The organism is Streptomyces sp. NPDC015125 (assembly GCF_043080045.1).
In the GTDB taxonomy this organism is placed as follows: Bacteria; Actinomycetota; Actinomycetes; order Streptomycetales; family Streptomycetaceae; genus Streptomyces.
The window spans coordinates 177,210-201,115 of the sequence record NZ_JBIBVF010000013.1; the positions used below are offsets into that span (position 1 = coordinate 177,210).

The window sequence follows — 23,906 nt, forward strand, 5'->3', positions numbered from 1 at the left end:
CCTCAAGTCTCGGCGTCCAGGGCAGGGGCAGAGCCGGGGGTGCGGCGGCGAGCGCGATCGGGTGGCCGGCGGGTCGTCCTGCTGCCGCGGACGAGCATCAGCCGTACTCCGGAGCCGGTGATCTTCCGCCGCCGCTCGGCGGCTATCGGCTTGGGCCCCAGATGGGAGGCGGCAGGCAGGACCACGCCGTAGACATCCGGCAGGTCGAGCACGTCCAGCAGGCCGGTGAATGCCGCGTCGGGGGCACTGGTGATCCTTCCTCGCTCGATGAAGATGGCGCCCAGCACCAGCTCGTGGCTGCGGCAGTACTCCGCCAGGGCGCCGGTCAGTGCCGTCTGCCGGGCGGCAGCTTTCCTGGGGAGCCGGAGGAAGCCGTAGACGATCGGGCCGTTCACCGGGCGATGCTCCGTGAGGGGATCCATTTGCGTGTCCTTCCAGAGGATCAAAAGGGCGGGAGACGTGGCACTCCGAGAGTGGCCTTGCTCCAACCTCCAGGAAATGAACCGCTGTTGTACTTCCGTTGCACTTGCGTGCCCCACCTGTCTGCATCGTGCTTCGATGCTGTGCGGAAGGGGGCGACACGTGGCGACCGTGCACCACTGGAGTGGCCTGGAGGCCCATGCCCTGCGGCTCGCGCTGCGGATGAGTGTCAGGGTCTTCGCCCAGCACCTCGGTGTCGCTCAGCGCACTGTCGCCAAGTGGGACAAGCTCCTTGATTCCACCGAGCCGAGACCCGACACCCAGGCGATCTTGGACACCGCTCTTGCCCGTGCCGATGCCGCGGTGCATCTGCGGTTTGAGACACTGCTGTCCGAGGCGGGCCGCCCCGCGGCCGGGCCGGGACGGCGGGTGACTGCGTCCGGCCCACGAGCCTGGGAATACGAATCATGGACCGACGACCTCGACCGGGTTGTGGTCGCGCTGTCCCGGCAGAGCTTCGCTTTCGCCGACACCCTGTTGGGCCGCTGGCTGGGTCGCTTCGAACCGCCCGAGCTGGATGACAAGGGCCTGTACCTGTTCGCCCGCTCAACAGCCCTGCTCGGCGATCTGCAGCGCGACCAGGGCGCTGTCCTGGGGCCCCTGTCAGCCCATCACTCTTATGTGGGCGCCCGCTCGGCATTCACCCAGCTCGACATCCCCCGCCGCATCGCCCAGCTCGACCTCTCACTCGCCGTGATCGCCGAGATGTCCGGCAAGCTGGAGACCGCCGCCCGCCACTACGAATCCCTGGCAGTGGATGACCGGCTCTCCCGCCGCGACCGGGCCAGGGCCCGATTGTGGGTGGGGACCGCGCTGAGCAAGGACGGCAACCACGACTATGCCGCCCGCGTCATGCTCGCTGCGACCCGTGACTTCGAAGACCTGGCCGAGCCCGACGACTGGTCCGTAGCCCACCAGAAACTCGCCCTCGCCCACCGCGGCGCCGGCGACCTCACCAAAGCCCTGCAGTTCATCGACATCGCCCGCAGCACCGCCACGACCGACTCACCGATGCAGCGTGTGCGTCTGGACACCGCCCACGGTCACATCCTGCTCTCCGACCCGGCCACCCGGGATGATGGACTGCAGGTTCTCGACGAGGCCGCGAAGATGGCCGCCCAATACGGCATGAGCCACCAACTTCGCAGCATCGAGGGCATCCGGACCACGATCCAGGGGACAGGTCGTCCCCGGCCACGGTGAACAGGGAGAAGCGAGTGACGGACAACCAGCGGGCCATCACCGAGGACCAGTGGCGCAACGCGAAGCTGATCTGGGACTACCACCAGATGCATCAGCAGCTGAAGCCGTGCGATGTGGCGATCGGGCTGGGCAGCCACGACCTACGGGTCGCCGCCTTCACCGCCGACCTCTATCTCCGAAGGCTCGTCCCGACCATCGTGTTCACCGGCGGCAACAGCCCCAACACCGCCGCCCGCTTCCCGCGAGGGGAAGCAGTCCACTTCCGTGAGCAGGCCATCGACCTCGGCGTCCCCGCCGAAGCGGTCCTCATCGAGCCGAACGCCGCCAACACCGGGCAGAACATCGCCTTCACCCGCGAGGTTCTGGCAGCGGCCGGCATCAATCCGCAGTCGGTACTGCTAACCGCCATGCCCTATATGGAGCGACGCGCCTATGCCACCTGCCGCAAGGTCTGGCCCGAGGCGGAGGTGATCTGCGCGTCCGAACCTCTGGAGTTCGACGACTACCTCAAGGCGATCGGCGACGAAGCCTTTGTCACCCACATGCTCGTGGGCGACATGCAGCGGGTCATCGAGTACCCCCGGCTCGGCTTCGCCATCGAGCAAGACGTCCCGGAGGATGTGCATGCCGCCTACGAATCACTCATCCACGACGGCTTCACCAGCCGCCTCCTCACCTGAACTGCCGCCGCCGGCGGGCTGTGCGCGATCCACCAGCCTAATCTCTTGCCCGGCTGACCACCCTGGCCAAGTTATCCGTGGCGGACTACTGGATCGTGCTGGACGAAGTCCAGTTCAGTCGTCGCGACTACCAGCACCAAGCCCGCCTGGCGAGCCTGGCCGACCCGCAGCGGCGCCAATGGCGCACCGTCCCCACCACCTGCCCCACGGCCCGTCAAACGACCCTCCGGAATGCTCTGATCGTTGAACCTGCTGGGCTGGACCGGCCGTGCCCTCCGCAGCAGCAACCTTCACGCCAGGCCGGGCCGCTCACAACGCCTCGCCGACCTCACCGGCGCCAGATCGTCTCTGCGGAACCGGCGGCATGCGCCTTCTGAACGCCGACCGCTTCACCGCCTGCGGCCTGAGCGTCATCCCCCTCATCACCCCCACCGCGGTGCGGGCGATGACGCAGCTCGGGCCCCAGTCTTTGGCTTAAACCCTGCGAGCCGTCGCCGCCAGCCGGTCAGAGCCCCAGCCTGCCCCGTGGCCGAACCGTGCCTGTCGTACCGGGCCCGCCCGTCGGGCGCATGATGCAGCTGGGCCGTGGCAGGACCGACAATGGGGACACGTCGACGACAGTGCGTGCCGGAGCGTGCCGGGACCTGAGGAACCCGGCATCGGTGCAGCTCATCGAGGTGTTCCGGTGGCGGCCACGGTCAGGCGTCGCATCCGGCAGCGGGAGGTGTGGTGAGTGGCAGGCGACCCGGGGCTCTTCGGGCCCCGCTCCGTGACCTGGCAGATGCACAGCGATCCGATGATGTGGATCGCGGGCGTCCGTGCGCTGTACCTCCAGGCGCTGCACCCTCGTGCGGTACGCGGTGTCCTCCAGAACTCGGACTTCAGAAGCGACGCCTGGGGCCGGCTGATGCGGACCGCCCGTTTCGTCGGCACCCTCACCTACGACACCACCGACGCCGCCGAAGGGGCCGGTGCCACGGTCCGCCGCATCCACCGGCGGCTGTCCGCCACCGATCCCGCCACCGGTGAGCGCTACGGCGTCGACGAGCCGGAGCTGCTGCTGTGGGTGCACTGCGCGGCGGTGGATTCCTACCTGCACGTACTGCGCCGCTCCGGCTACCCCCTCGGCGACGCCCACGCCGACGCCTACCTCCACGAGCAGCGCGAAAGCGCCCGGCTCGTCGGCCTCGACCCGGCCGGTGTCCCCGGCAGCCGGGCCGCGCTCGCCGCCTACTTCGCCCGCGTACGGCCCGAGCTGGCGCAGACCCCCGAAGCCCGCGAGGTGGACGCGTTTCTGCGCAGGCCACCGACCCCGGCTCCCCTCGTGCCGGCCCGCGCGCTGCTCTGGCAGCGGGTGGCGCAGCTCGCCTACGGCGCGCTCCCGGCGTATGCCCACGAGCTCTACGGGCGCCCCGTACCCCCGTCCGCAACCGTCACCCGGCGGCTCCGCGCCACCGGCCGCCTCCTTCGCGCCATTCCGCCCACCGTCCGCTGGCAGCTCCCGCCTCGGTACATCCTGCGCGCCGTCGCACGACTCGGTCCCGGCACCCGCCCAGCGCCCTACAAGCTCCGCCCTTCCGCCGCCATACTGGACGGGCAGGAGGACACGCAGGGGGAACTGCGCGGCTGACCACGGGGGACGGGGGCGGCGATACATGGGTGCGGACGAGAGACTGATCCAACGGCGGTACCGGCTGCTCGACACCATCGGGCGCGGCGGTATGGGGGAGGTGTGGCGGGCCCGCGACGAGTCGCTGGGCCGGCAGGTCGCGGTCAAATGCCTCAAGCCCACGGGGCCACGGCACGAACCGTCGTTCCTGCAGGTGCTGCGCGAACGTTTCCGCCGAGAGGCCCGGGTCGCTGCGGCCCTCCAGCACCGCGGCATCACCGTCGTCCATGACTTCGGCGAGGACGAGGGCACCCTCTTCATCGTCATGGAGCTGCTCAGCGGCCGTAACCTCAGCCAGCTGCTGGACGACAACCGCCGCCAGCCGCTGCCCGTAGCGGACGTCGTGGAGATCGCCGAGCAGGTCACCGCCGCGCTCGCCTACACCCACGAACAAGCCGTTGTGCACCGTGATCTGAAACCGGCGAACATCGTCCGGACCGCCGACGGCACGGTCAAGATCTGCGACTTCGGCATCGCCCGGCTCGGCCACGACATCGGCTTCACCGCCCGCCTCACCGGCACCGGCATCGCCATGGGCAGTCCGCACTACATGTCGCCCGAACAGATCGGCGCCCACGGCGTCGACCACCGCAGCGATCTCTACTCCCTCGGCTGTGTGCTGTACGAGATCGCCACCGGCGTGCCGCCCTTCGACCTCGGTGATGCCTGGGCGGTGCTCGTCGGACACCGTGACCAGGCGCCGAAGCCGCCCCGTACGCTGCGCCCCGACCTTCCCGAGGCCTACGAGCGCATCATCCTCGAACTGCTCGCCAAGGACCCCGACGACCGGCCCAGGGACGCCGACGCACTGGGCAAACGCCTCGCCGATGCCCGCCATCCGCACCCCGGCCGGGGCACCGCGGCGGGTTCGGACGAGCCGGCCGGGCCGACGGTCCCCGCCCGGCGGCTGCCCTCCTGGACCCGTGGCATGACCCTCGGCTCCTCGGCGGCGCCCGGCCGGTGGGCGCACGGGTACCCGGCGGACCGGGCCGCCACGGTCCTGACCGACACCTGGACCGGCGCGAGGGACCCGCAGTGCGGCGATGTGTCCCCGGCCGCCGGTATCGCCAGCCCGGCACCGCCCGACGACCGCCGCGCCACCCTCGCCGCACTGGCCGGGCGGCACACCGCCGCGCTGAACCTCGGCCGGCTGGGCCGCTGGGAGGAGGCCGGCGAGGCACACCGTGCGCTCGCCGCGGAACGCGAGCGGCTCCTCGGCCCCGACCACCCCGACACGCTCACCAGCTCTCTGGAGGCCGGTCACGCCCTGAGCCGTCTCGGCCGGAGCTTCGAGGCGCACCAGATCTACGCCGAGGTGCTGGCGGGCCGGGAACGCGCGCTGGGCCCCGACCACCCCGACTCGCTGAGCTGCCGCCACCACGTCGCGCTGAACCTCGGCCGGCTGGGGCGGCTGGAGGACTGCCGCGCGATGGCCCGGGAGGTGGCCGGGGCCCGTGCCCGGGTGCTCGGTGCAGACCACGCCGACACCCTCGCCACCTGCTGCGAACTCGCCCATGTCCTGGGCAGGCTGGGCCGGTGGGCGGAGGCGCTGCACACCTACCAGGACGTCGCGGCGGCGCGCACCGCCTCGCTCGGCCCCGACCACCCCGATACCCTCGCCGCCCGCTACGAGGTCGGCATCGGCCTCGGCCGGCTCGGCCGCAGCGGCGAAGCCCTGGCGCTCTACCGGGATCTGGCCGCTGCCCTGACCCGTGCCCAGGGCGCGGACGATCCCGAGACGTTGCGTGCCCGGCACGGCCTGGGCGTCAGCCTCGGACGGCAGAACCGCTGGCAGGAGGCGCTCGTGGAGGGGCGTGAGGTGGCCGCGGCACGTGCGCGGGTGCTCGGCCCCCACCACCCCGACACCCTGGTCAGCCGCCGGGAGACGGCCGTGGCGCTCGGCTGGCTCGGCCGCTGGGACGAGGCGCTGGACCTCTACCGGGAGGTCGCGGACGCCCGCGAACGGGTCCTGGGCGCCGACCATCTCGACGCGCTGGCCAGCTACGGCGACTTGGCCCAGTGCCTGGAGCAACTGGGCCGTACGGACGAGGCGGCCGCCCTCCACCGCCGGGTCGCGGCTCTGCGCCGGGAGCGCGCCGTACGCCGGCGGTAGGGGACGGCCCGCGGGCCACCGGATGATGCGCCGGGGGCCCGCGGTGACCCGGTGGCCCGCGGTGGCCGGGTCGGCCCGCGGTGACCGGGTCAGTCCGCGGTGACCGGGTCAGTCCGCGGTGACCGGGGCAGTCCGGAGTGACCCGGTCAGTCCGGAGTGACGCGGTAGAGCACCGTGCTGTGGGGCGGCACCTCGCGCGCCACGATCGTGTCGTCGCTGTGCGTACGGCGGCCGCTGACCAGATCGTGCAGCCGGTAGGAGCCCGCCTCCGGCAGTCCGGCCGCGTCGGCCGTGACCGACAGCGTGCGCGGCGCGTCGCCCGAGTTGAACAGGGCGACCGCCCGGTCACCGTTCTTCAGCGGCTTGGCCAGCACCGCGGAGCCGTCGTCCTGCTGTACGACGGTCCCCTGGACACCGAGCGCATCCTGGTCGACGGCGATGACCTTCTTGTTCCCGAGCACCTTGCGTGCCGCCGGGGAGAGATTGCCCAGATCCGTGCTGGAGATCAGGGGGGCGGCCATCATCGCCCACAGCGACATCTGGCTCTGCATCTCCTGCTGCGTCACACCCGTGTCACCGGCCAGCAGGAAGTCCGGGTCGTTCCAGCGGCCCGGACGCTGGAGTCCGGCCAGCCGCGCGTTGTAGCGGAAGTTGTAGAGGATGGAGGACCACTTCGCGGCCGGTGTGTTCTTCTGCAGCGCCACGTCCCGCCCGCCCCGCCACAGGTTTCCGAGCGCGGCCGACCAGCCGATGACCCGGTGCCAGACGTTGTCACCGTCGTACTGGAAGTAGGCCGGCGCCGACACCGAGAAGGTCATCGGGCGGCCGGTGGCCCGCAGCGCCCGGCTCATCTGCCCGTAGAGGTCCCGGTAGGTCTCCTCTTTGGTGTGCCCCGGGGCGACGGGCACATTGCAGCCGTCCGCCTTGACGTAGTCCACCTTCCAGCGGGCGAACAACTCCGCATCTTCCTGGAAATGGCCGAGACTGCCCGGATATTTCTCACAGGTGAGGGTGCCGACGTCCTCATAGATCCCGAACTTCAGTCCCAGCTCGTGCAGCTTGCGCCCGAGGTAGGCCATCCCGTGCGGGAACTTCGCCCGGTCCGCGGTCAGTTCCCCCTCGGGGCCGCGCTGTCTGCTCATCCAGCAGTCGTCGACGGTGACGGTGCGGTAGCCGCGCCGGGCCAGCCCCGAACGGACCAGCGCCCGCGCATTGTCGAGGATCACCTTCTCGTTGATGTCGCACATGTAGTACGACCAGTCGTTCCAGCCCATCGGGGGTCTCGGTGCCAGGTTCGGATACCTTTCCGCGAGGTGCCGGGCGCCGGACGCACGCGCCGGACCGGGGACTGCGGAGGCGGGAGCGGGGGCCGCGAGCAGCCCGGCCGAACAGGCGGCGACGGCGGTCAGTCCGGCGAAGGTGCGGCCGAGGCGGGGTACCGGCGAGTGGGACACGGGTCACCTCACGGGGGGACGGGACGGTCTGCGGAGAGCGCGACGGGGGTGGTGCCGGGGCGGAGCACGGCCGGACGCTAGGAGCAGCCCCCTGCCCGGTCAAGAAGCCGCACCGCCCCGGGTGAAGGTTTCAGCCGCCTGCACCTGGCGACCACGATCACCGCGTGCTACCAAGGGGCATGCCGGAACGGACTTCGTATGACGCGGTCATCGTCGGCGGCGGGCACAACGGACTGGTGGCCGCCGCCTATCTCGCACGCGCCGGGCGCAGCGTGCTGGTGCTGGAGCGGCTGGACCACACCGGTGGTGCCGCCGTGTCGACCCGGGCGTTCGCCGGGGTCGACGCCCGGCTGTCCCGTTACTCCTACCTCGTCAGCCTGCTGCCACCGAAGATCGTGCGAGACCTCGGTCTGCGCTTCGCGGTCCGCAAACGCACCATCTCCTCCTACACCCCCGCCGTGCGCGACGGCCGGCCCACCGGTCTCCTGGTCGGCGGCGGCGAGGACCGGACCCGTACCGCCTTCGCCGAACTCACCGGCTCCGACCGGGAGTTCACCGCATGGCAGCGCTTCTACGGAGCCACCGCGCGGCTGGCCGAGCGCGTCTTCCCCACCCTGACCGAACCCCTGCCCACCCGTGCGGCGCTGCGCGCCACGGTCGACGACGACGCCACCTGGCACGCCCTGTTCGAACGCCCCCTGGGCGAGGCGGTCGAGGAGACCTTCACCGACGACCTGGTCCGCGGTGTGGTCCTCACCGACGCCCTCATCGGCACCTTCGCCACCGCCCATGACCCGTCGCTGCGTCAGAACCGCTGCTTCCTCTACCACGTCATCGGCGGCGGCACCGGCGACTGGGACGTCCCGATCGGCGGGATGGGCGCCCTCACCGACGCACTGGCCGACGCCGCCCGGCGGGCCGGCGCGGAGATCGTCACCGACTGCGCGGTGACCGGTATCGCGACGGACGGCCGTACCGCGGAGGTGACCTGCGACCAGGGCGCCATCGGCGCCCGGCGGGTCCTCGTCAACGCCGCCCCGCGCGAGCTGGCCCGCCTGCTGGGCGAGGCCCCGCCGCCACCTGCCGAGGGCGCCCAGCTCAAGGTCAATATGCTGCTCACCCGGCTGCCACGGCTGCGCGACACCGGCGTGGACCCACGGGAGGCATTCTCCGGCACCTTCCATATCGCCGAGGGCTACCGCCAGCTGGAGAGCGCCTACCAACAGGCCGCGTCCGGCGCCCTGCCCGCCTCCCCGCCCTCCGAGATCTACTGCCACTCCCTCACCGACCCCTCCATCCTCGGGGCCGACCTGGTCCGGCAGGGCTACCAGACCCTCACCCTGTTCGGCCTGCACGCCCCCGCGAGCCTGTTCACCGCCGACAACGACACCACCCGCGACCGCCTCCTGGCGGCCACCCTCGCCGAACTGGAGCGCCACCTCGCCGAACCGCTCGCCGACTGCCTGGCCCACGACGCCGACGGCCGTCCCTGCATCGAGGCCCGGTCGCCCCTCGACCTGGACCGTGAACTCGGCCTGCCGGGCGGCAATATCTTCCACCGCGACCTGGCCTTCCCCTACGCGGATCCCTCGGACGAAGCTCTCGGTGACGCCCGGTCCGCCCCGGCCCGCTGGGGCGTGGCGACCACCCACCCCAACGTCCTCCTGTGCGGAGCGGGCGCGGTACGCGGCGGGGGCGTGAGCGGCATCCCGGGACACAACGCGGCGATGGCGGTGCTGGAGGAGGGGTGACGGGCGGCGGGCGGGCGGCCGCCGCCCGGGGAGGCCGCCCCTCTTCCCTGCCAAGTTGGTGTGTTCAGATCTGAAGGAACGGGCCTTCGGGGAGGCTTTCGGCGCTGCGCGCGATCAGCCCGACCGGATGTCCCTCGCGGCCGCACCGGCGGGCCGCCGCGGTACCCGGACCGGGTCCGGCGCCGACCACCACGAACGCGCCCATGCCGCTCACCTTTCCTCCAGGTCCACGCTCACGGTCACTGCCTCGTTGGCATCGGTCTCGGCACGCGTCCGTTCCAGGCGGGCGCGGATTCCGGCGAGCGCGTCGGAGCCCAGGAGCAGCCGCAGCGGAGGTACCTCCGTGTCCATGGTCGCGGCGATGGCCGCCGCAGCCCGGACCGGGTCGCCGGGCTGGCGGCCGGACACGGCCAGTGTGGCCTCACGGCGCTTGCCGGCGGTCTGCTCGTAGTCGTCCAGGCGGATCGGAGACTGTCGCATCGAGGCCCCGGCCCACTCGGTGCGCAGACCGCCGGGCTCCACGATCGTCACCGCGATGCCGAGCGGGGCGAGTTCCGCGGCAAGCGACTCCGACAGCCCCTCCAGGGCGAACTTCGTGGCGTGGTAGTAGCCGGTCGCGGCAAAGGCGGCCAGGCCACCGAAGGAGGAGACGTTGACGATGCGCCCCGTGCGGCGGGCCCGCATGCCGGGCAGCACGGCCTTGAGGACCGTCACCACACCGTGCACATTGGTGTCGTACAAGGCGCGAACAGCGGCCTCTTCGCCCTCTTCGATCGCCGCCAGGTAGCCGTACCCGGCGTTGTTGACGAGTACGTCGATCCGCCCGAACTTCCGCTCGCACTCCTGGACGGCTGCGGTCACCGACGCGGGGTCGGTCACCTCCAGCTCCAGAGCCAGGGCTCGGTCGCCGTACTCGGCGGCGAGGCCGGTCACAGCGGCGCGGGTGCGGGCGGTGACGGCGACCCGGTCGCCTCGCTCCAAGGCGTGCTCGGCCACGGCGCGGCCCAGGCCGCTGGAGCATCCGGTGATCAGCCAAACCGGCGATGCATTCGTTTCGTTCGACATGCCTCCATGGCAACAGCAGGCCGACGGACGTGCCACACCCCCTTGAGGCAGTCTCTGAAAGGGTCAGCTTCGCGTGCGGGACGGAAGCAGTCGCGCAAGTGGGCGGCGGTAAAGTCGAGTTGCATGACACATGACGACGAAGGGCTCGGTCCCTTTCTGCGCAGTCGCCGGGAGAAGATCGACGCTGCCTCCGCCGGTGTCGTCGACAACACGAGACGGCGGGTCAAAGGGCTGCGCCGTGAGGAACTGGCCCTGCTCGCCGGGCTCAGCCCGTCCTACTACGCCCGGATCGAGCAGGGCCGCGACCGGCATCCCTCCCGCGAGATCCTTGAAGCTCTCGCCCGTGTGCTGCGTCTGGACGACACCGAGCGGGCCTACTTGTGGTGCCTGGCGATGCCGCCGCTGGCACCGGCGGACAACGACACCGCACCGGCGGACAACGACACCGCACCGGCCCCTCCTGTGCGGCCCGGGGTACGGCACCTGCTGGAGCGATGGGCCGACCTGCCCGCGTTCGTCGTCGGCCCCGGGCGCGACGTACTGGCCGGGACCGCGCTCGCCGCCCGGGTGAACCCCGCCTGGAGCACGGGCCACAACCTGATCGAGTTCACGTTTCTCGATCCGCGTGCGCGGACGGTCTATCCCGACTGGGAAGCGATCAGCCTGCAGGCCGTCGCAGGTCTGCGCGCCACCGCCGCCACGCGCCGCGCGGAACTCGACGGCTTCGTGGCGCACATGCGCGAGCGCAGCGAGACGTTCCGTGCTCTGTGGGACTCGCACGACATCTACGAGCGCGTGATGGGCGAGAAACGGCTGCATGTCGACGGCGTCGGCACCCTCCGCCTCAGCTTCGAGACCTTCGGGCTCGCCGGCCCCGAGGGCCACGTCCTGTACGTGTACTTCCCCCGGCCTGGTAGCACAGCGGACGAAGTGCTGCGCGGCCTTGCCTGACAGACCGGCCGTACGGCCGATTGCGGCCACGGTCCAACGGCCGGACCTACGCGACCGGGCCTCGCGAGGGTCGGGGATCTCGCCGGCGTCTTGCCGGGCCAGGAGACGTCGTTCGGACTCGGTGCGGTCAGGGAAGGAACCCAGGAGGCTGGAGGCTGCCGTCCGGGAGGCCGCTCGCCGGGGAGACCGCCCGCCAGGGATACCGGCATCGCCAAGTTTCTGACGCTTCATCAGAAACTCTCTTCCCTCGTACGGCCCGCTGCGGCATCCTTCGCCCATGCAGACGGAGCTGAGCAACACGCTGGGAGTCGAGCACGCCGTCTTCGGGTTCACACCCTTCCCCGCGGTCGCCGCGGCGATCACCCGGGCCGGCGGGTTCGGGGTGCTCGGCGCGGTCCGCTACACCGCGCCGGACGACCTGGCCCGCGACCTGGACTGGATGCAGGACCACACCGGAGGCCTGCCGTACGGGCTCGATGTGGTGATGCCCGCCAAGAAGGTGGAAGGCGTCTCCGAGGCCGAGGTCGAGGCGATGATCCCGGAGGAGCACCGCCGCTTCGTCACCGAGCTCCTCGCCAAGCACGAGGTGCCGCAGCTCGCGAAGGGAGAGGCGTCCGGCTGGCGGATCACCGGATGGATGGAACAGGTCGCCCGCACCCAGCTCGATGTGGCCTTCGACTATCCGGTCAAGCTGCTGGCCAGCGCCCTTGGTTCGCCGCCGCCCGACATCATCCGGCGCGCCCACGACCACGGCATCCTCGTCGCCGCGCTGGCCGGCAGCCCGCGGCACGCACGGCACCACAAGGCTGCCGGTATCGACATCGTCGTCGCCCAGGGATACGAGGCGGGCGGACACACCGGCGAGATCGCCACCATGGTGCTCACCCCCGAGGTGGTGGCGGCCGTCGACCCGCTGCCGGTGCTCGCCGCCGGCGGTATCGGGACCGGTGAGCAGATCGCCGCCGGGCTCGCCCTCGGTGCCCAGGGCGTCTGGCTGGGCTCGCTCTGGCTGACCACCGAGGAGGCGGATCTGCACTCCCGGCGGCTGACCGCGAAACTGCTCGCCGCGGGCCCGGGCGACACCGTCCGCTCCCGCGCCCTGACCGGCAAACCCGCCCGTCAGCTGCGCACCGAATGGACCGACGCCTGGGACGAACCGGGTGGCCCCGGCCCCCTCCCGATGCCGCTGCAGGGGCTGCTGGTCGCCGAGGCCAACTCCCGTATCCAGCGGTACGAGGTCGAGCCGCTGCTCGGCACCCCGGTCGGCCAGATCGTCGGCCGGATGAACAGCGAACGCAGCGTGCAGGCCGTCTTCGACGACCTCACCCGCGGCTTCGAGCGGGCCATCGACCGCATCAACCGCATCGCCGGACGCGCCTGATCCCGAGGAGGACAGCGGAATGACCCATGACTCCCCACCGCCCAACGGCTTCTGGGCGCAGGCCACCGCCGACCCGGACCGTACGGTCCTGATCGCCCCGGACGGCGAGGAGTGGACCGCCGGACGGCTGCACGCCGCAAGCAACCAACTCGTCCACGGCCTGCGCGCGGCGGGTCTGCGGCGCGGCGACGCCTTCGCCGTGGTCCTCCCCAACGGCGTCGAGTTCTTCACCGCCTACCTCGCCGCGTCCCAGGCCGGTTTCTATCTCGTCCCCGTCAACCACCACCTGGTCGGCCCGGAGATCGCCTGGATCGTCGCCGACTCCGGGGCGAAGGTGCTGATCGCGCACGAGCGGTTCGCCGAGGCGGCCCGGCACGCGGCGGACGAGGCGAAGCTGCCGGCGTCCCGTTGCCATGCCGTCGGTCGGGTCGACGGTTTCCGGTCGTACGCCCGACTCCTCGACGGACAGCCGGAGTCCGCGCCCGGCGACCGCACGCTGGGCTGGGTGATGAACTACACCTCGGGCACCACCGGACGCCCGCGCGGTATCCGCCGCCCGCTGCCCGGTACCGCGCCCGAGTCCGCCCACCTCGGTGGATTCCTCGCCATCTTCGGCATCACGCCGTTCGACGACCATGTCCATCTGGTCTGCTCGCCGCTCTACCACACCGCCGTACTGCAATTCGCCGGCGCCTCGCTGCACATCGGCCACCGCCTCGTCCTGATGGACAAGTGGACTCCGCAGGACATGCTGGGCCTGATCGAGGCGCACCGCTGCACCCACACCCATATGGTGCCCACCCAGTTCCACCGGCTGCTCGCGCTGCCGGAGGAGACCCGCGCGGCATACGACGTGAGCTCGATGCGGCATGCCCTCCACGGCGCCGCACCCTGCCCCGACCACGTCAAACGCGCGATGATCGACTGGTGGGGGGACTGCGTCGAGGAGTATTACGCGGCGAGTGAGGGCGGTGGCGCCTTCGCGACCGCCGAGGACTGGCTCAAGAAGCCCGGGACGGTCGGCAAGGCCTGGCCGATCAGCGAGCTGGCCGTCTTCGACGACGACGGGAACCGGCTGCCCGCGGGCGAACTCGGCACCGTCTACATGAAGATGAGCACCGGCGGCTTCCAGTACCACAAGGACGAGGGGAAGACGAAGAAGAACCGGATCGGAGACTTCTTCACCGTCGGGGACCTCGGATACCTGGACGCGGACGGATACCTCTTCCTCCGCGACCGCAAGATCGACATGATCATCTCGGGCGGGGTGAACATCTACCCCGCCGAGATCGAATCCGTCCTGCTCGGCCACCCCGCGGTCGCCGACGCGGCCGCCTTCGGCATCCCGCACGACGACTGGGGAGAGGAGGTCAAGGCCGTCATCGAACCCGCCGAGGGCCACGTGCCGGGGCCCGCACTGGCCGCAGACATCATGGCCCACTGCGCACGGCAACTGGCGGGCTACAAACGGCCCAAGTCGGTCGACTTCCTCGCCGCCATGCCACGCGACCCCAACGGCAAGCTCTACAAGCGCCGGCTGCGTGACCCGTACTGGGAGGGGCGGGAACGCTCCGTGTAGCCGGTGCCCTGCCGGCCGTTGTCCCGGAGCCCCACGCCCCGGCGCCGCGACGGGCGGGCGGCTGCCGGCTCCGCACCGCCGGTCGGGTGGCTTGACCGGCGGTGCGGGGCGGTCGAGGATCGCGCCATGACGCAAGCGCGGAGCAATACGGTCGACGGAGTCCTGCGGCGCAGCGCCCGCCGAGTGCCCGGGCGGACTGCGGTGCGGTACGCGGACCGGGCCTGGACCTATCGCGAGCTGGACGACGCGGTGACCGCCGCGGCCCGGGTACTGCGGGCGGCCGGACTGCGGCCCGGCGACCGGGTCGCCTCCTACGGGCACAACTCGGATGCGTACCTGATCGGATTTCTGGCCTGCGCCCGCGCCGGGCTGGTGCATGTGCCGGTCAACCACGGCCTCACCGGCGAGGATCTGCGCTACGTCCTGGAGCAATCGGGCAGCGCGCTGGTGCTCACCGACGCCGCGCTCGCGCACCGGCTGCCGGATTCCGTACGCACCATGCCGCTGTACGGGGCGCCCGACGGTCTGCTGGAGCGGCTCGCGTCCCCAGACGTGCCGGACGTGGACGCCGCCGAGCCGGACGCGGACGCCGTGGAGCCGGACGCGGACGCCGCCGAGCCGGTGGCCGAGGTGTCCGACGAGGATCTGGTCCAGCTTCTCTACACCTCGGGGACCACCGCCCTGCCCAAGGGCGCGATGATGACGCACCGTGCGCTGGTGCACGAGTACACCAGCGCCGTCGTCGCCCTCGACCTGAAGGAGACGGACCGGCCGCTGCACTCGCTCCCGCTTTACCACTCCGCGCAGCTGCACGTCTTCCTGCTGCCCTACCTGGCGGTGGGCGCGGAGAACACCATCCTGGACGGGCCCGATCCGGAACGGATCTTCGACCTGGTGGAGCGGGGCCTGGCCGACAGCCTGTTCGCGCCGCCGACCGTGTGGATCGCGCTGTCCAACCACCCCGACTTCACCGCCCGGGAGCTGAGCGGGCTGCGCAAGGCCTACTACGGTGCCTCGATCATGCCGGTGCCGGTCCTGGAGCGGCTCCGCGCCCGGCTGCCCGGACTCGCCTTCTACAACTGCTTCGGGCAGAGCGAGATCGGGCCACTGGCCACCGTGCTCGGTCCCGGCGAACACGAGGGCCGGATGGATTCCTGCGGGCGCCCGGTGCTGTTCGTCGAGGCGCGGGTGGTGGACGAGGAGGGCCGGGAGGTGCCGGACGGCACCCGGGGCGAGGTCGTCTACCGCTCCCCGCAACTGTGCACCGGCTACTGGGACAAGCCGGAGGAGACCGCCGAGGCGTTCCGGAACGGCTGGTTCCACTCCGGCGACCTCGCCGTTCGTGACGCGGAGGGCTATTTCACGGTGGTCGACCGGGTCAAGGACGTCATCAACTCCGGTGGCGTACTGGTCGCCTCGCGCCAGGTGGAGGATGTGCTCTACGAGCATCCGCAGGTGGCCGAGGTCGCGGTCATCGGACTGCCGGACGAGCGCTGGATCGAGGCGGTGACCGCGGTGGTCGTGCTGCGTACGAACGGCACGGATGGCACGGACGGCACGGACGGCACGGACGACGCGGGCGGTATGGGAGGTACAGGCGGAGCCAAGGGCGAGCCGGTCGGCGCCGGAGTGGGGGAGCAGGAGCTGATCGCGGCGGCCCGCGCCCGCCTTGCGCCGTTCAAGGCACCCAAACGGGTGATGTTCGTGGACGCGCTGCCGCGCAACGCCAGCGGCAAGGTCCTCAAGCGGGAGCTGCGCGCACGGTTCGGCGCGCCCTGATCCCCCGGCCCGGCACGGGGCGCGGAAGGCGTGGAAGGGCGGTTGTCAGTGCCCCCTGCCATCCTGAGAAACGGCGGGAAACAGCCGTGAACGCCACGATCCGTGCGACGGAGATGCGACGAAGACCGACGGAGGACCACCCATGCTGACGACCCACTACGTCCCGGGCACACCCAACTGGCTCGACCTCGGGGCCCCCGACATCGACGACGCCGTCTCCTTCTACGGCGCCGTGTTCGGCTGGACCTTCCAGTCGGCCGGCCCGGACGCCGGCGGGTACGGCTTCTTCCAGCTCGACGGCAAGACGGTCGGTGCCGTCGGCCCGCTGATGGAAGAGGGCGCGCGGTCCGCCTGGACGGTGTATTTCCACACCTCCGACGCGGACGCCACGCTCAAGTCGGTGGAGCAGGCCGGCGGCTCGGTGCGCGTCCCGCCGATGGATGTCTTCACCGCGGGCCGCCTGGCCGCCTTCACCGACCCGGCGGGCGGCGACTTCGCCGTGTGGCAGCCGGGCGACGTCCAGGGCCTGGACACGGTCATGGAGCCGAACTCCCTGTGCTGGACGGAGCTGTACACCACCGATGCGGCTGGCGCGAAGGACTTCTACCGCTCGGTCTTCTCCTGGAGCCACCAGGACATGCCGATGGGCGGTGACATGGTCTACTCCGTCGTCTCCGCGCCGGGCGGCGGCAAGGGCGACGACACCGGGCACGGCGGCATCATGCAGCTGCAGAAGGAGCATCTGCAGGCCGGTTCGACCTCGGAGTGGCACCCGTATTTCGGTGTGACCGACTGCGACGCCACCTTCGCCGCGGCCACCGACCACGGCGCCACGGTCCTGATCCCGCCCACCGATGCCTCGGGCGTCGGTCGGCTGGCCATGGTCAAGGACCCGGCAGGGGCCCCGTTCGCCCTCATCAAGGGGGACCCGACCCTGGACTGAGCCGACCCGCCGCCCGGCCGTTGCCTCGCGGACGCGGAAGCCGAAAATGCCGCGCCCGCAATGGCTGCAGCGCCTATCGTCCCCGGGGCGGCGAAACACACGGCGTATGACGGAGAGCCCATGCCTGCCGCACGAAGGCGAGAGAGAGCGGACACGGTGGAAGCAGAGCGGCAGGAGTGGTGGACGGCTTCGGGAGTCAGGCTGCGCAGGGTCTCCTCCGGCGACGGGCGTGGGAACTGGCTCTTCGTGCCCGGCGGGCCGGGGCTGGGATCCGAGTCCCTGCACGGCCTGGTGGCCGCTGCCCGGGTCCCCGGATCCGCCTGGCTGGTCGATCTGCCCGGCGACGGCTCCAACCGTGGCTTTCCCGCGATCCCCGCCGACCCCTACGCCCACTGGCCGGGAGCCCTGACAGAGGCCGCGCAGGCGCTGGACGACGTGGTGATGGTCGGCCATTCCACCGGAGGCATGTTCCTGCTCTCCGTCCCGGAACTCGCGGCACAGCTCACGGGGCTGGCGCTGATCAGCAGCGCTCCGCACGCCGGCTGGCGCCCCGCCTTCGCCCGCTATGCCGAGCACCACCCGCTCCCCGGCGTCGACGCCGCAGCCGAGCGCTACGCCCGGCAGCCGGACGACCAGAACCTGCGCGTCCTGACGCTGGCCGCCGCGCCGTGGAACTTCCGCCCTTCCGCGTCCGCCGACGGCCAGGCGCTCCTTGCGGACCTGCCGTACTGCCATGACGCGGTGGCCTGGGCCGACGCCCACTTCGACGACACCTACCGGGCCCGCTGGACACCCGGGGCGCTGCCGACCCTGATCGTCAGCGGCGACCGGGACCACCTCGTCGACCAGCGGCTCTGGCAGGACGAGCCGGGCTTCCACGGCCCGCACACCCTGCACCGCCGGATCGGGGAAGCCGGCCATTTCCCCTGGGTCGAGAACCCCGAAGCCGTCCGGGCGGCCTTCGCCGACCTCGCCGACCTCGCCGACCTCGCTGACCTCGCCGACCTCACCGGCCTCACCGGCCTTACCGGCCGACTGGACTCGACGGGCTGAGCAGCCCCATCGGCCGTGCCCTGGGACGCCCCACCTCCCACCTCCCAGGGTGCCTCCGTAGGCCGCCTCCCGGCCCCGGTCCTAAGGGGTCTCCGCGGCCTTGTCCCGCGGCCGGGCGTCCACGATGCGCTTGATCTTGCCGACCGAGCGCTCCAGGGTCTCCGGGTCGACGATCTCGACCGCGACCGAGACCCCGATCCCGTCCTTGACGCCCCGTGCGATCAGCCCGGCGGCGGCCGTGCGCGCCTCGGGGGCTGCGTCCGGCCGGGCCTCGGCGCGCACGGTCAGCTGGTCCATCCGGCCCTCCCGGGTCAGCCTCAGCTGGAAGTGCGGGGCGACCCCGGGCGTCCGCAGCACGATCTCCTCGACCTGCGCGGGGAAGAGATTGACCCCCCGCAGAATGATCAGGTCGTCGCTGCGTCCGGTGATCTTCTCCATCCGGCGGAAGGCGGCGCGCGCGCTGCCGGGCAGCAGCCGGGTCAGATCCCGGGTGCGGTAACGGATGACCGGCATCGCTTCCTTGGTGAGCGAGGTGAACACCAGCTCGCCGTGCGCACCGTCCGGCAGCACCTCGCCGGTGATCGGATCGACCACCTCCGGGTAGAAGTGGTCCTCCCAGATGTGGAGCCCGTCCTTGGTCTCCACACACTCCTGGGCGACACCGGGGCCCATCACCTCCGACAGGCCGTAGATGTCCACGGCGTCGATCGCGAACCGCTCCTCGATCTCGCGGCGCATCTCCTGCGTCCAGGGCTCGGCGCCGAAGACGCCCACCTTGAGCGAGGTCGTACGGGGATCGATGCCCTGCCGCTCGAACTCGTCCAGCAGCGTGAGCATGTAGGACGGCGTGACCATGATGATCTCGGGCCGGAGATCCTGGATGAGCTGCACCTGGCGGCTGGTCATCCCACCGGACGCCGGTACGACCGTGCAGCCGAGCCGCTCCGCGCCGTAGTGGGCGCCCAGACCGCCGGTGAACAGTCCGTACCCGTAGGCGATATGGACGGTGTGCCCGGGCCGCCCGCCGGCCGCATGGAGGGAGCGGGCCACGACATCCGCCCACTGCGTCAGATCGCGCTCGGTGTAGCCGACGATCGTCGGGCGGCCCGTGGTACCGCTGGAGGCGTGAATGCGGCGCACCTTCTCCTTGGGGACGGCGAACATCCCGAAGGGGTACTGGGCGCGCAGATCATCCTTGACGGTGAACGGGAAGCGGGCGAGGTCACCGAGCGAGCGGCAGTCCTGCGGATGCGCTCCGGCCCGGTCGAAGGACTCCCGGTAGAACGGGACGTGGTCATAGGCATGCTGCAACGAGGCACGCAACCGTGTCAGTTGCAGGGCGTGCAACGCGTCTGCCGAAAGCCGCTCCGCCTCGTCGAACGTCTCACTGCCCGTAGCCGCTTCCGGCATGGAGTTCACCGCCTCGTGTCCCTACCGATCATTCGGTAGCCGCATGCGGGTCCAAGTAATCAGCGCGCGGCGAACACGTCAAGGGGCGTGGCGCAGACACCGCGCGGGTAGCGTCCAGCGCATGAGTGACGTCCGGAAAGTGCAGGTCGGTGAGGTCCAGCTGGCGTATCGGGTGTGGGGAGAGGAGGACGCGCCCCCGGCCGTGCTGCTGCACTGCCTCGGGGAGGACGGTGAGGACTGGCGCGGTGTGGTCGGCCGGCTCGCCGGTACCCATCAGGTCTACGCCCTTGATCAGCGGGGCCACGGACACAGTGACTGGCCCGGTGACTACGGCTTCGAACGGTGGCGGGACGACGCGATCGGCTTTCTGCAGGCGCTCGGACTGGAGCGGGTGACCCTCATCGGGCACTCGCTGGGCGCGCTGGCCGCACTGCTGCTGGCCGCGGCCCGGCCCGAGCTGGTGGACCGGCTGGTCCTGGAGGAAGTGCCTCCGCTGTTGCCCGCCGACCCGCCGCAGGAGGTGCCGGAGCAACCGGCCGGCCCGCAGCCGTTCGACTGGCACGCCAAGGCCGCGGTGGTGGCGGAGCGCAATGCGCCCGATCCCGTGTGGTGGGAGGGGCTGGAGAAGATCACTGCGCCGACGTTGGTCATCGCCGGCGGCGAGTCCAGCCATATTCCGCAGGAACAACTCGCCGAGCTGGCCGAGCGGATCCCGGACGCCCGCCTGGTGACGGTGGAGGGTGCCGGTCATCTCGTCCACGAGGAGCGGCCCGGAGAGTTCCTCGCCGCGGTCAACTCGTTCCTTGCGCCGGGCTCCTAGTGCCTTGCGCCGGGCCCCTGGTTCCTTGAGCCGGGCTCTTGGTTCCTTGAGCCGGGCCCCTGGTTCCTCGCGTCGGCGCGGCGCGGCCCGGCGCGGCCCGGCCGCGCGGCCCGGCGGCGCCCCGGTCGCCCGGTCCCGCCAGGGGGCGTCCGCAGCGAACCGCCCGGCTCGCGGCCACGTTCTAGGATCACGGTCGTATGCCGACCCTGAACTCCCCGGGAATTCCCGGAAGGCGAGAAAGGCCGACTGTGCAGCTGACCCCCTCGATACGGAGCGCCCTGACCGCGGGCGCGGCCGTGGCCGTCCTGCTAACCGGAACCGGCGGGGCCGTCGCGGCGCCGACCGCCCCGCCGGCCCCGGCCACCGCCACCGCGCACTCCCCGTACGGCCGGCTCGGCCCGCTCGCCGGGCTGTCCGCGGAGCGGCTGGCCACCGGCGATCTGGTGGCCGCCGCGAAGTGGGGCACCGGCAGCCCGATCGATGACCCGGCCCGCGAGCAGGAGGTGCTGGACTCGGTGGCGGAACAGGCCCGGCAGCTGGGCGCCGATCCGGCGGCCACGGTGCGGATCTTCCGGGATCAGATCGAGGCCAGCAAGATCGTGCAGCGTGGGCTGCACCGCAGGTGGGACGCGGATCCCGCGCAGGCGCCGACCACGCGGCCGGACCTGGAGGAGGTACGCCGGCAGATCAACCGCATCAACGGCGAGTTGGTGCGGGCCATCGCCCGCTCCCCGCACGCCCGCTCGGCACCGTACTGCGCACCGCTGCTGACCGTGGCTGCGGCACACGTCCGTCACGAGCGCCATCTGGACGGGCTGCACACCAGGGCCCTGGCCCGCTCGCTGCGGTCCGTCTGCGCCGGAACCTGACCCACGGTGTACGGCGGCCCGGGCCGTGCTCGGGCCGCCCGCCGGCGTCAGCCCGACCGGCCGGGGCCCGGCACGGCCGGTCAAGCTCGGCCCGCCCGCCAGGCAATCGGCTCAGCCCGTCCGCCCGCCCGCCGCCACCGCCCGTGCCCAGCGGTAGTCCGCCTTGCCGCTGGGTGAACGCTGGATGCGGTCGGTGAAGACGACGGCGCGCGGAATCTTGTACCCCGCCAACCGGGTCCGGCAGTGGCGCTGCAGGCCCTCCAGGTCCAATGGCCCCGCACCGGGGCGCAGTTGGACCACGGCCGCGACGCGGCTGCCCCACCGCTCGTCCGGCACCCCCGCCACCAGTGCGTCATAGACGTCCGGATGCGCCTTCAGCGCCTGCTCGACCTCCTCCGGATAGACCTTCTCGCCACCGGAGTTGATGCACTGCGAGCCCCGGCCGAGGACGGTGACGATGCCCGCGTCGTCCACGGTCGCCATATCGCCCAGCAGTACCCATCGGTCGCCGCGCGCCTCGAAGAAGGTCTCGGCGGTCTTCTTCGGGTCGTTGTAATAGCCCAGCGGGACATGCCCGCGCAGGGCGATACGGCCGACCTCGCCGGCCGGGACCGGCTCGTAGGTCGCCGGGTCCACCACTGCCGTACGGGAGTTGACCTGCAGCCGGAACCCCTTGTCGGGGCCCGAGTCGTCGGTGGCGGTGCCGTTGAACCCGGACTCGGACGAGCCGAAGTTGTTGAGCAGCATGACGTGCGGGAGCAGCGCGGCGAACTGGGCGCGGACGGTCTCGGAGAGGATCGCGCCGGAGCTGCTGACGCTGAACAGCGAGGAGCAGTCGGTGCCCTTGAGCGGCCCGCCGAGCGCATCGACGAGCGGACGCAGCATCGCATCGCCGACCAGCGACACGCTGGAGACCCGCTCCCGCTCGATGGTCCGCAGTACCTCCTCGGGCACGTATTTGCGGTGGACGACGACTTTCTGGCCGAAGTGGAAGGCGATGAACGCGGTGAGGGTGGAGGTGCCGTGCATCAGCGGGGGAGCGGGGAAGAAGACGATGCCGTCGCCGCCGGCCGCGACCCGCTCGGCCAGCTCCTGCGGCCGCGTCACCGGCTCACCGGTCGGTGCCCCGCCGCCCATCCCGGCGAAGAAGAGGTCCTCGTGGCGCCACATCACGCCCTTGGGCATACCGGTGGTGCCGCCGGTATAGATCACGATCTGGTCGTCGGCCGAGCGCGGCCCGAAGCCGCGCGCGGGGGAGGCGGCGGCCTCGGCGTCTGCGAGCGCGACGGGCGCGATCGGTGGCTCGGGGGCGCCGGCGGGCGGGGTGCCGACCCGTACGAGATGCCGCAGCCCGGGCGCCTGCGGGAGGGCGGCGGCCACCCGCGCGGTGAACTCCGCGTCGAAGACCAGCGCCACCAGGTCGGCGTCCCGGTAGAGATAGACCAACTCCTCTTCGACATAGCGGTAGTTGACGTTGACCGGGACGGCACGGATCTTCAGACAGGCGTAGACGGCCTGGAGGTATTCGATGCCGTTGTAGAGGTGCAGCCCGACGTGCTGACCAGGGCCGATGCCGCGGTCGGCGAGGTGGTGGGCCAGGCGGTTGGCGGCGCGGTCCAGCTCGGCGTAGGTCAGCCGCCGTTCGCTGCCGGTGCCCGGATGGTCGATGTACACCAGCGCCTCGCGGTCCGGGACCGTGTCGACGATCGACTCGAAGAGGTCGGCAAGGTTGTACTCCACGTCTCCTCCAGACCGGGCGGGCGTCGGCTCGGCGGTCATTAGAGCGCCGCCCGAAGGAGCAGGGAAGGGCCACGGCGAAGAAATCTGACTACCTGTCAGAAAGGTCTTGAAGTCGGTGTGCGGCTACTGCAACCTGTTCTACGTCGTGAGACGGGAGGACGGAACATGGGTGGTACGGAACATCTCTCGGTGGAGCGCGTCGGCGCGACACTGGTGCTCACCCTCAACCGGCCGGAGGCGAAGAACGCGCTCTCGCTGCCGATGCTGGTGGGCCTGTACGACGGCTGGACGGCCGCCGACGAGGACGACGGGATCCGCTCCATCGTCCTCACCGGCGCCGGCGGCACCTTCTGCGCCGGAATGGACCTCAAGGCCCTCGCGGGCGACGGCATGGCCGGCGAGCAGTACCGCGACCGGCTGCGCGACGACCCCGATCTGCACTGGAAGGCGATGCTGCGGCACCACCGCCCCCGCAAGCCGGTGATCGCCGCCGTCGAGGGCCATTGCGTCGCGGGCGGGACGGAGATCCTCCAGGGCACCGACATCCGTGTCGCCGGGGAGAGCGCCACCTTCGGGCTCTTCGAGGTCCGGCGGGGGCTGTTCCCGATCGGCGGTTCCACCGTCCGCCTCGCCCGCCAGATCCCCCGCACCCACGCCCTGGAGATGCTGCTCACCGGCCGGCCCTACCCCGCACGCGAGGCCGAACGCATCGGCCTGATCGGCCATGTCGTCCCCGAGGGCACCGCGCTGGAGGCGGCCCTGGAGATCGCGGAACTGGTCAACGCCTGCGGACCGCTCGCCGTCGAAGCCGTCAAGGCCTCCGTCTACGAGACCGCCGAGATGACCGAGACCGACGGGCTGGCGGCCGAACTCGCCCGCGGCTGGCCGGTCTTCGACACCGCCGACGCCAAGGAGGGCTCCCGGGCCTTCGCCGAGAAGCGCCCACCCGTCTACCGGCGCGCCTGA

21 protein-coding genes are annotated in these 23,906 nt (G+C 71.5%); 15 read left to right on the forward strand and 6 right to left on the reverse strand.

The window, feature by feature from the left end:
- Positions 1–2 precede the first annotated feature (2 nt).
- On the reverse strand, positions 3–422 hold the full coding sequence (locus ACF088_RS25685) for a hypothetical protein (RefSeq protein ID WP_392378142.1): 420 nt from the start codon (positions 420–422) through the stop codon (positions 3–5).
- Positions 423–582: 160 nt separating this feature from the next.
- On the opposite strand from ACF088_RS25685, the gene ACF088_RS25690 reads away from it, so the two are divergent.
- The 5 genes from ACF088_RS25690 to ACF088_RS25710 all read left to right on the forward strand — a co-directional run bounded on the left by ACF088_RS25690 (position 583) and on the right by ACF088_RS25710 (position 6,145).
- Positions 583–1,683, forward strand: coding sequence for a helix-turn-helix domain-containing protein (locus ACF088_RS25690; protein WP_392378143.1), 1,101 nt, complete (start codon positions 583–585; stop codon positions 1,681–1,683).
- A gap of 14 nt (positions 1,684–1,697) precedes the next feature.
- Complete coding sequence (locus ACF088_RS25695; protein WP_392378144.1) at positions 1,698–2,363, forward strand: YdcF family protein; 666 nt, start codon at positions 1,698–1,700, stop codon at positions 2,361–2,363.
- Positions 2,364–2,458: 95 nt separating this feature from the next.
- A complete protein-coding gene (locus tag ACF088_RS25700; RefSeq protein ID WP_392378193.1) occupies positions 2,459–2,740 on the forward strand; it encodes a hypothetical protein in 282 nt (93 codons plus the stop codon).
- A 404-nt stretch (positions 2,741–3,144) separates the two neighbouring features.
- Positions 3,145–3,993, forward strand: coding sequence for an oxygenase MpaB family protein (locus ACF088_RS25705; protein ID WP_392378194.1), 849 nt, complete (start codon positions 3,145–3,147; stop codon positions 3,991–3,993).
- Positions 3,994–4,018: 25 nt separating this feature from the next.
- Complete coding sequence (locus ACF088_RS25710) at positions 4,019–6,145, forward strand: tetratricopeptide repeat protein (RefSeq protein WP_392378145.1); 2,127 nt, start codon at positions 4,019–4,021, stop codon at positions 6,143–6,145.
- 146 nt (positions 6,146–6,291) lie between these two features.
- On the opposite strand, the gene ACF088_RS25715 is transcribed toward ACF088_RS25710, so the two are convergent.
- Positions 6,292–7,599, reverse strand: a complete 1,308-nt coding sequence (locus ACF088_RS25715; protein WP_392378146.1) for a glycoside hydrolase family 27 protein — start codon at positions 7,597–7,599, stop codon at positions 6,292–6,294.
- A gap of 179 nt (positions 7,600–7,778) precedes the next feature.
- Between ACF088_RS25715 and ACF088_RS25720 the strand changes: the two genes are divergently transcribed.
- Positions 7,779–9,350 carry a phytoene desaturase family protein gene (locus ACF088_RS25720; protein WP_392378147.1) on the forward strand — a complete coding sequence of 524 codons (1,572 nt, stop codon included), beginning with the start codon at positions 7,779–7,781 and terminating at the stop codon, positions 9,348–9,350.
- Positions 9,351–9,414: 64 nt separating this feature from the next.
- Here the strand turns inward: ACF088_RS25720 and ACF088_RS25725 are convergent, their stop codons facing one another.
- Positions 9,415–9,555, reverse strand: a complete 141-nt coding sequence (locus tag ACF088_RS25725; protein ID WP_392378148.1) for a hypothetical protein — start codon at positions 9,553–9,555, stop codon at positions 9,415–9,417.
- Positions 9,556–9,560: 5 nt separating this feature from the next.
- Entirely contained in the window at positions 9,561–10,415 is an 855-nt protein-coding gene (locus ACF088_RS25730; protein ID WP_392378150.1) for an oxidoreductase, read from the reverse strand.
- Between the two features lie 123 nt (positions 10,416–10,538).
- Between ACF088_RS25730 and ACF088_RS25735 the strand changes: the two genes are divergently transcribed.
- The 6 genes from ACF088_RS25735 to ACF088_RS25760 all read left to right on the forward strand — a co-directional run bounded on the left by ACF088_RS25735 (position 10,539) and on the right by ACF088_RS25760 (position 18,101).
- Positions 10,539–11,366, forward strand: coding sequence for a helix-turn-helix domain-containing protein (locus ACF088_RS25735; protein WP_392378152.1), 828 nt, complete (start codon positions 10,539–10,541; stop codon positions 11,364–11,366).
- A 277-nt stretch (positions 11,367–11,643) separates the two neighbouring features.
- Positions 11,644–12,747: an NAD(P)H-dependent flavin oxidoreductase gene (locus tag ACF088_RS25740; protein ID WP_392378153.1), complete on the forward strand. Its 1,104-nt coding sequence runs from the start codon at positions 11,644–11,646 to the stop codon at positions 12,745–12,747.
- A 19-nt stretch (positions 12,748–12,766) separates the two neighbouring features.
- Positions 12,767–14,326, forward strand: coding sequence for an acyl-CoA synthetase (locus tag ACF088_RS25745; protein ID WP_392378154.1), 1,560 nt, complete (start codon positions 12,767–12,769; stop codon positions 14,324–14,326).
- A gap of 126 nt (positions 14,327–14,452) precedes the next feature.
- Positions 14,453–16,105, forward strand: a complete 1,653-nt coding sequence (locus ACF088_RS25750) for a fatty acyl-CoA synthetase (RefSeq protein ID WP_392378155.1) — start codon at positions 14,453–14,455, stop codon at positions 16,103–16,105.
- Positions 16,106–16,247: 142 nt separating this feature from the next.
- Positions 16,248–17,048, forward strand: coding sequence for a VOC family protein (locus ACF088_RS25755; RefSeq protein ID WP_392378156.1), 801 nt, complete (start codon positions 16,248–16,250; stop codon positions 17,046–17,048).
- 156 nt (positions 17,049–17,204) lie between these two features.
- On the forward strand, positions 17,205–18,101 hold the full coding sequence (locus ACF088_RS25760) for an alpha/beta fold hydrolase (RefSeq protein WP_392378157.1): 897 nt from the start codon (positions 17,205–17,207) through the stop codon (positions 18,099–18,101).
- 81 nt (positions 18,102–18,182) lie between these two features.
- On the opposite strand, the gene paaK is transcribed toward ACF088_RS25760, so the two are convergent.
- Positions 18,183–19,511: a phenylacetate--CoA ligase PaaK gene (paaK, locus tag ACF088_RS25765; protein ID WP_392378195.1), complete on the reverse strand. Its 1,329-nt coding sequence runs from the start codon at positions 19,509–19,511 to the stop codon at positions 18,183–18,185.
- Between the two features lie 121 nt (positions 19,512–19,632).
- On the opposite strand from paaK, the gene ACF088_RS25770 reads away from it, so the two are divergent.
- The gene (locus tag ACF088_RS25770; RefSeq protein WP_392378158.1) at positions 19,633–20,331 is read left to right on the forward strand and encodes an alpha/beta fold hydrolase; all 699 of its coding nucleotides are present in this window, start codon (positions 19,633–19,635) and stop codon (positions 20,329–20,331) included.
- 248 nt (positions 20,332–20,579) lie between these two features.
- Positions 20,580–21,200, forward strand: coding sequence for a chorismate mutase (locus tag ACF088_RS25775; protein ID WP_392378159.1), 621 nt, complete (start codon positions 20,580–20,582; stop codon positions 21,198–21,200).
- Between the two features lie 111 nt (positions 21,201–21,311).
- On the opposite strand, the gene ACF088_RS25780 is transcribed toward ACF088_RS25775, so the two are convergent.
- A complete protein-coding gene (locus ACF088_RS25780; RefSeq protein ID WP_392378160.1) occupies positions 21,312–22,940 on the reverse strand; it encodes an acyl-CoA synthetase in 1,629 nt (542 codons plus the stop codon).
- 165 nt (positions 22,941–23,105) lie between these two features.
- Here ACF088_RS25780 and ACF088_RS25785 point away from each other — a divergent pair, with 165 nt between their 5' ends.
- Positions 23,106–23,906: a crotonase/enoyl-CoA hydratase family protein gene (locus ACF088_RS25785; RefSeq protein ID WP_392378162.1), complete on the forward strand. Its 801-nt coding sequence runs from the start codon at positions 23,106–23,108 to the stop codon at positions 23,904–23,906.

Coding starts and splice junctions, on each gene's coding strand:
- ACF088_RS25685 (WP_392378142.1), bottom strand. CDS start 422: ATGGATCCCCTCACGGAGCATCGCCCGGTGAACGGCCCGATCGTCTAC.
- ACF088_RS25705 (WP_392378194.1), top strand. CDS start 3,145: ATGCACAGCGATCCGATGATGTGGATCGCGGGCGTCCGTGCGCTGTAC.
- ACF088_RS25710 (WP_392378145.1), top strand. CDS start 4,019: ATGGGTGCGGACGAGAGACTGATCCAACGGCGGTACCGGCTGCTCGAC.
- ACF088_RS25720 (WP_392378147.1), top strand. CDS start 7,779: ATGCCGGAACGGACTTCGTATGACGCGGTCATCGTCGGCGGCGGGCAC.
- ACF088_RS25725 (WP_392378148.1), bottom strand. CDS start 9,555: ATGGGCGCGTTCGTGGTGGTCGGCGCCGGACCCGGTCCGGGTACCGCG.
- ACF088_RS25730 (WP_392378150.1), bottom strand. CDS start 10,415: ATGTCGAACGAAACGAATGCATCGCCGGTTTGGCTGATCACCGGATGC.
- ACF088_RS25735 (WP_392378152.1), top strand. CDS start 10,539: ATGACACATGACGACGAAGGGCTCGGTCCCTTTCTGCGCAGTCGCCGG.
- ACF088_RS25740 (WP_392378153.1), top strand. CDS start 11,644: ATGCAGACGGAGCTGAGCAACACGCTGGGAGTCGAGCACGCCGTCTTC.
- ACF088_RS25745 (WP_392378154.1), top strand. CDS start 12,767: ATGACCCATGACTCCCCACCGCCCAACGGCTTCTGGGCGCAGGCCACC.
- ACF088_RS25750 (WP_392378155.1), top strand. CDS start 14,453: ATGACGCAAGCGCGGAGCAATACGGTCGACGGAGTCCTGCGGCGCAGC.
- ACF088_RS25755 (WP_392378156.1), top strand. CDS start 16,248: ATGCTGACGACCCACTACGTCCCGGGCACACCCAACTGGCTCGACCTC.
- paaK (WP_392378195.1), bottom strand. CDS start 19,511: ATGCCGGAAGCGGCTACGGGCAGTGAGACGTTCGACGAGGCGGAGCGG.
- ACF088_RS25770 (WP_392378158.1), top strand. CDS start 19,633: ATGAGTGACGTCCGGAAAGTGCAGGTCGGTGAGGTCCAGCTGGCGTAT.
- ACF088_RS25785 (WP_392378162.1), top strand. CDS start 23,106: ATGGGTGGTACGGAACATCTCTCGGTGGAGCGCGTCGGCGCGACACTG.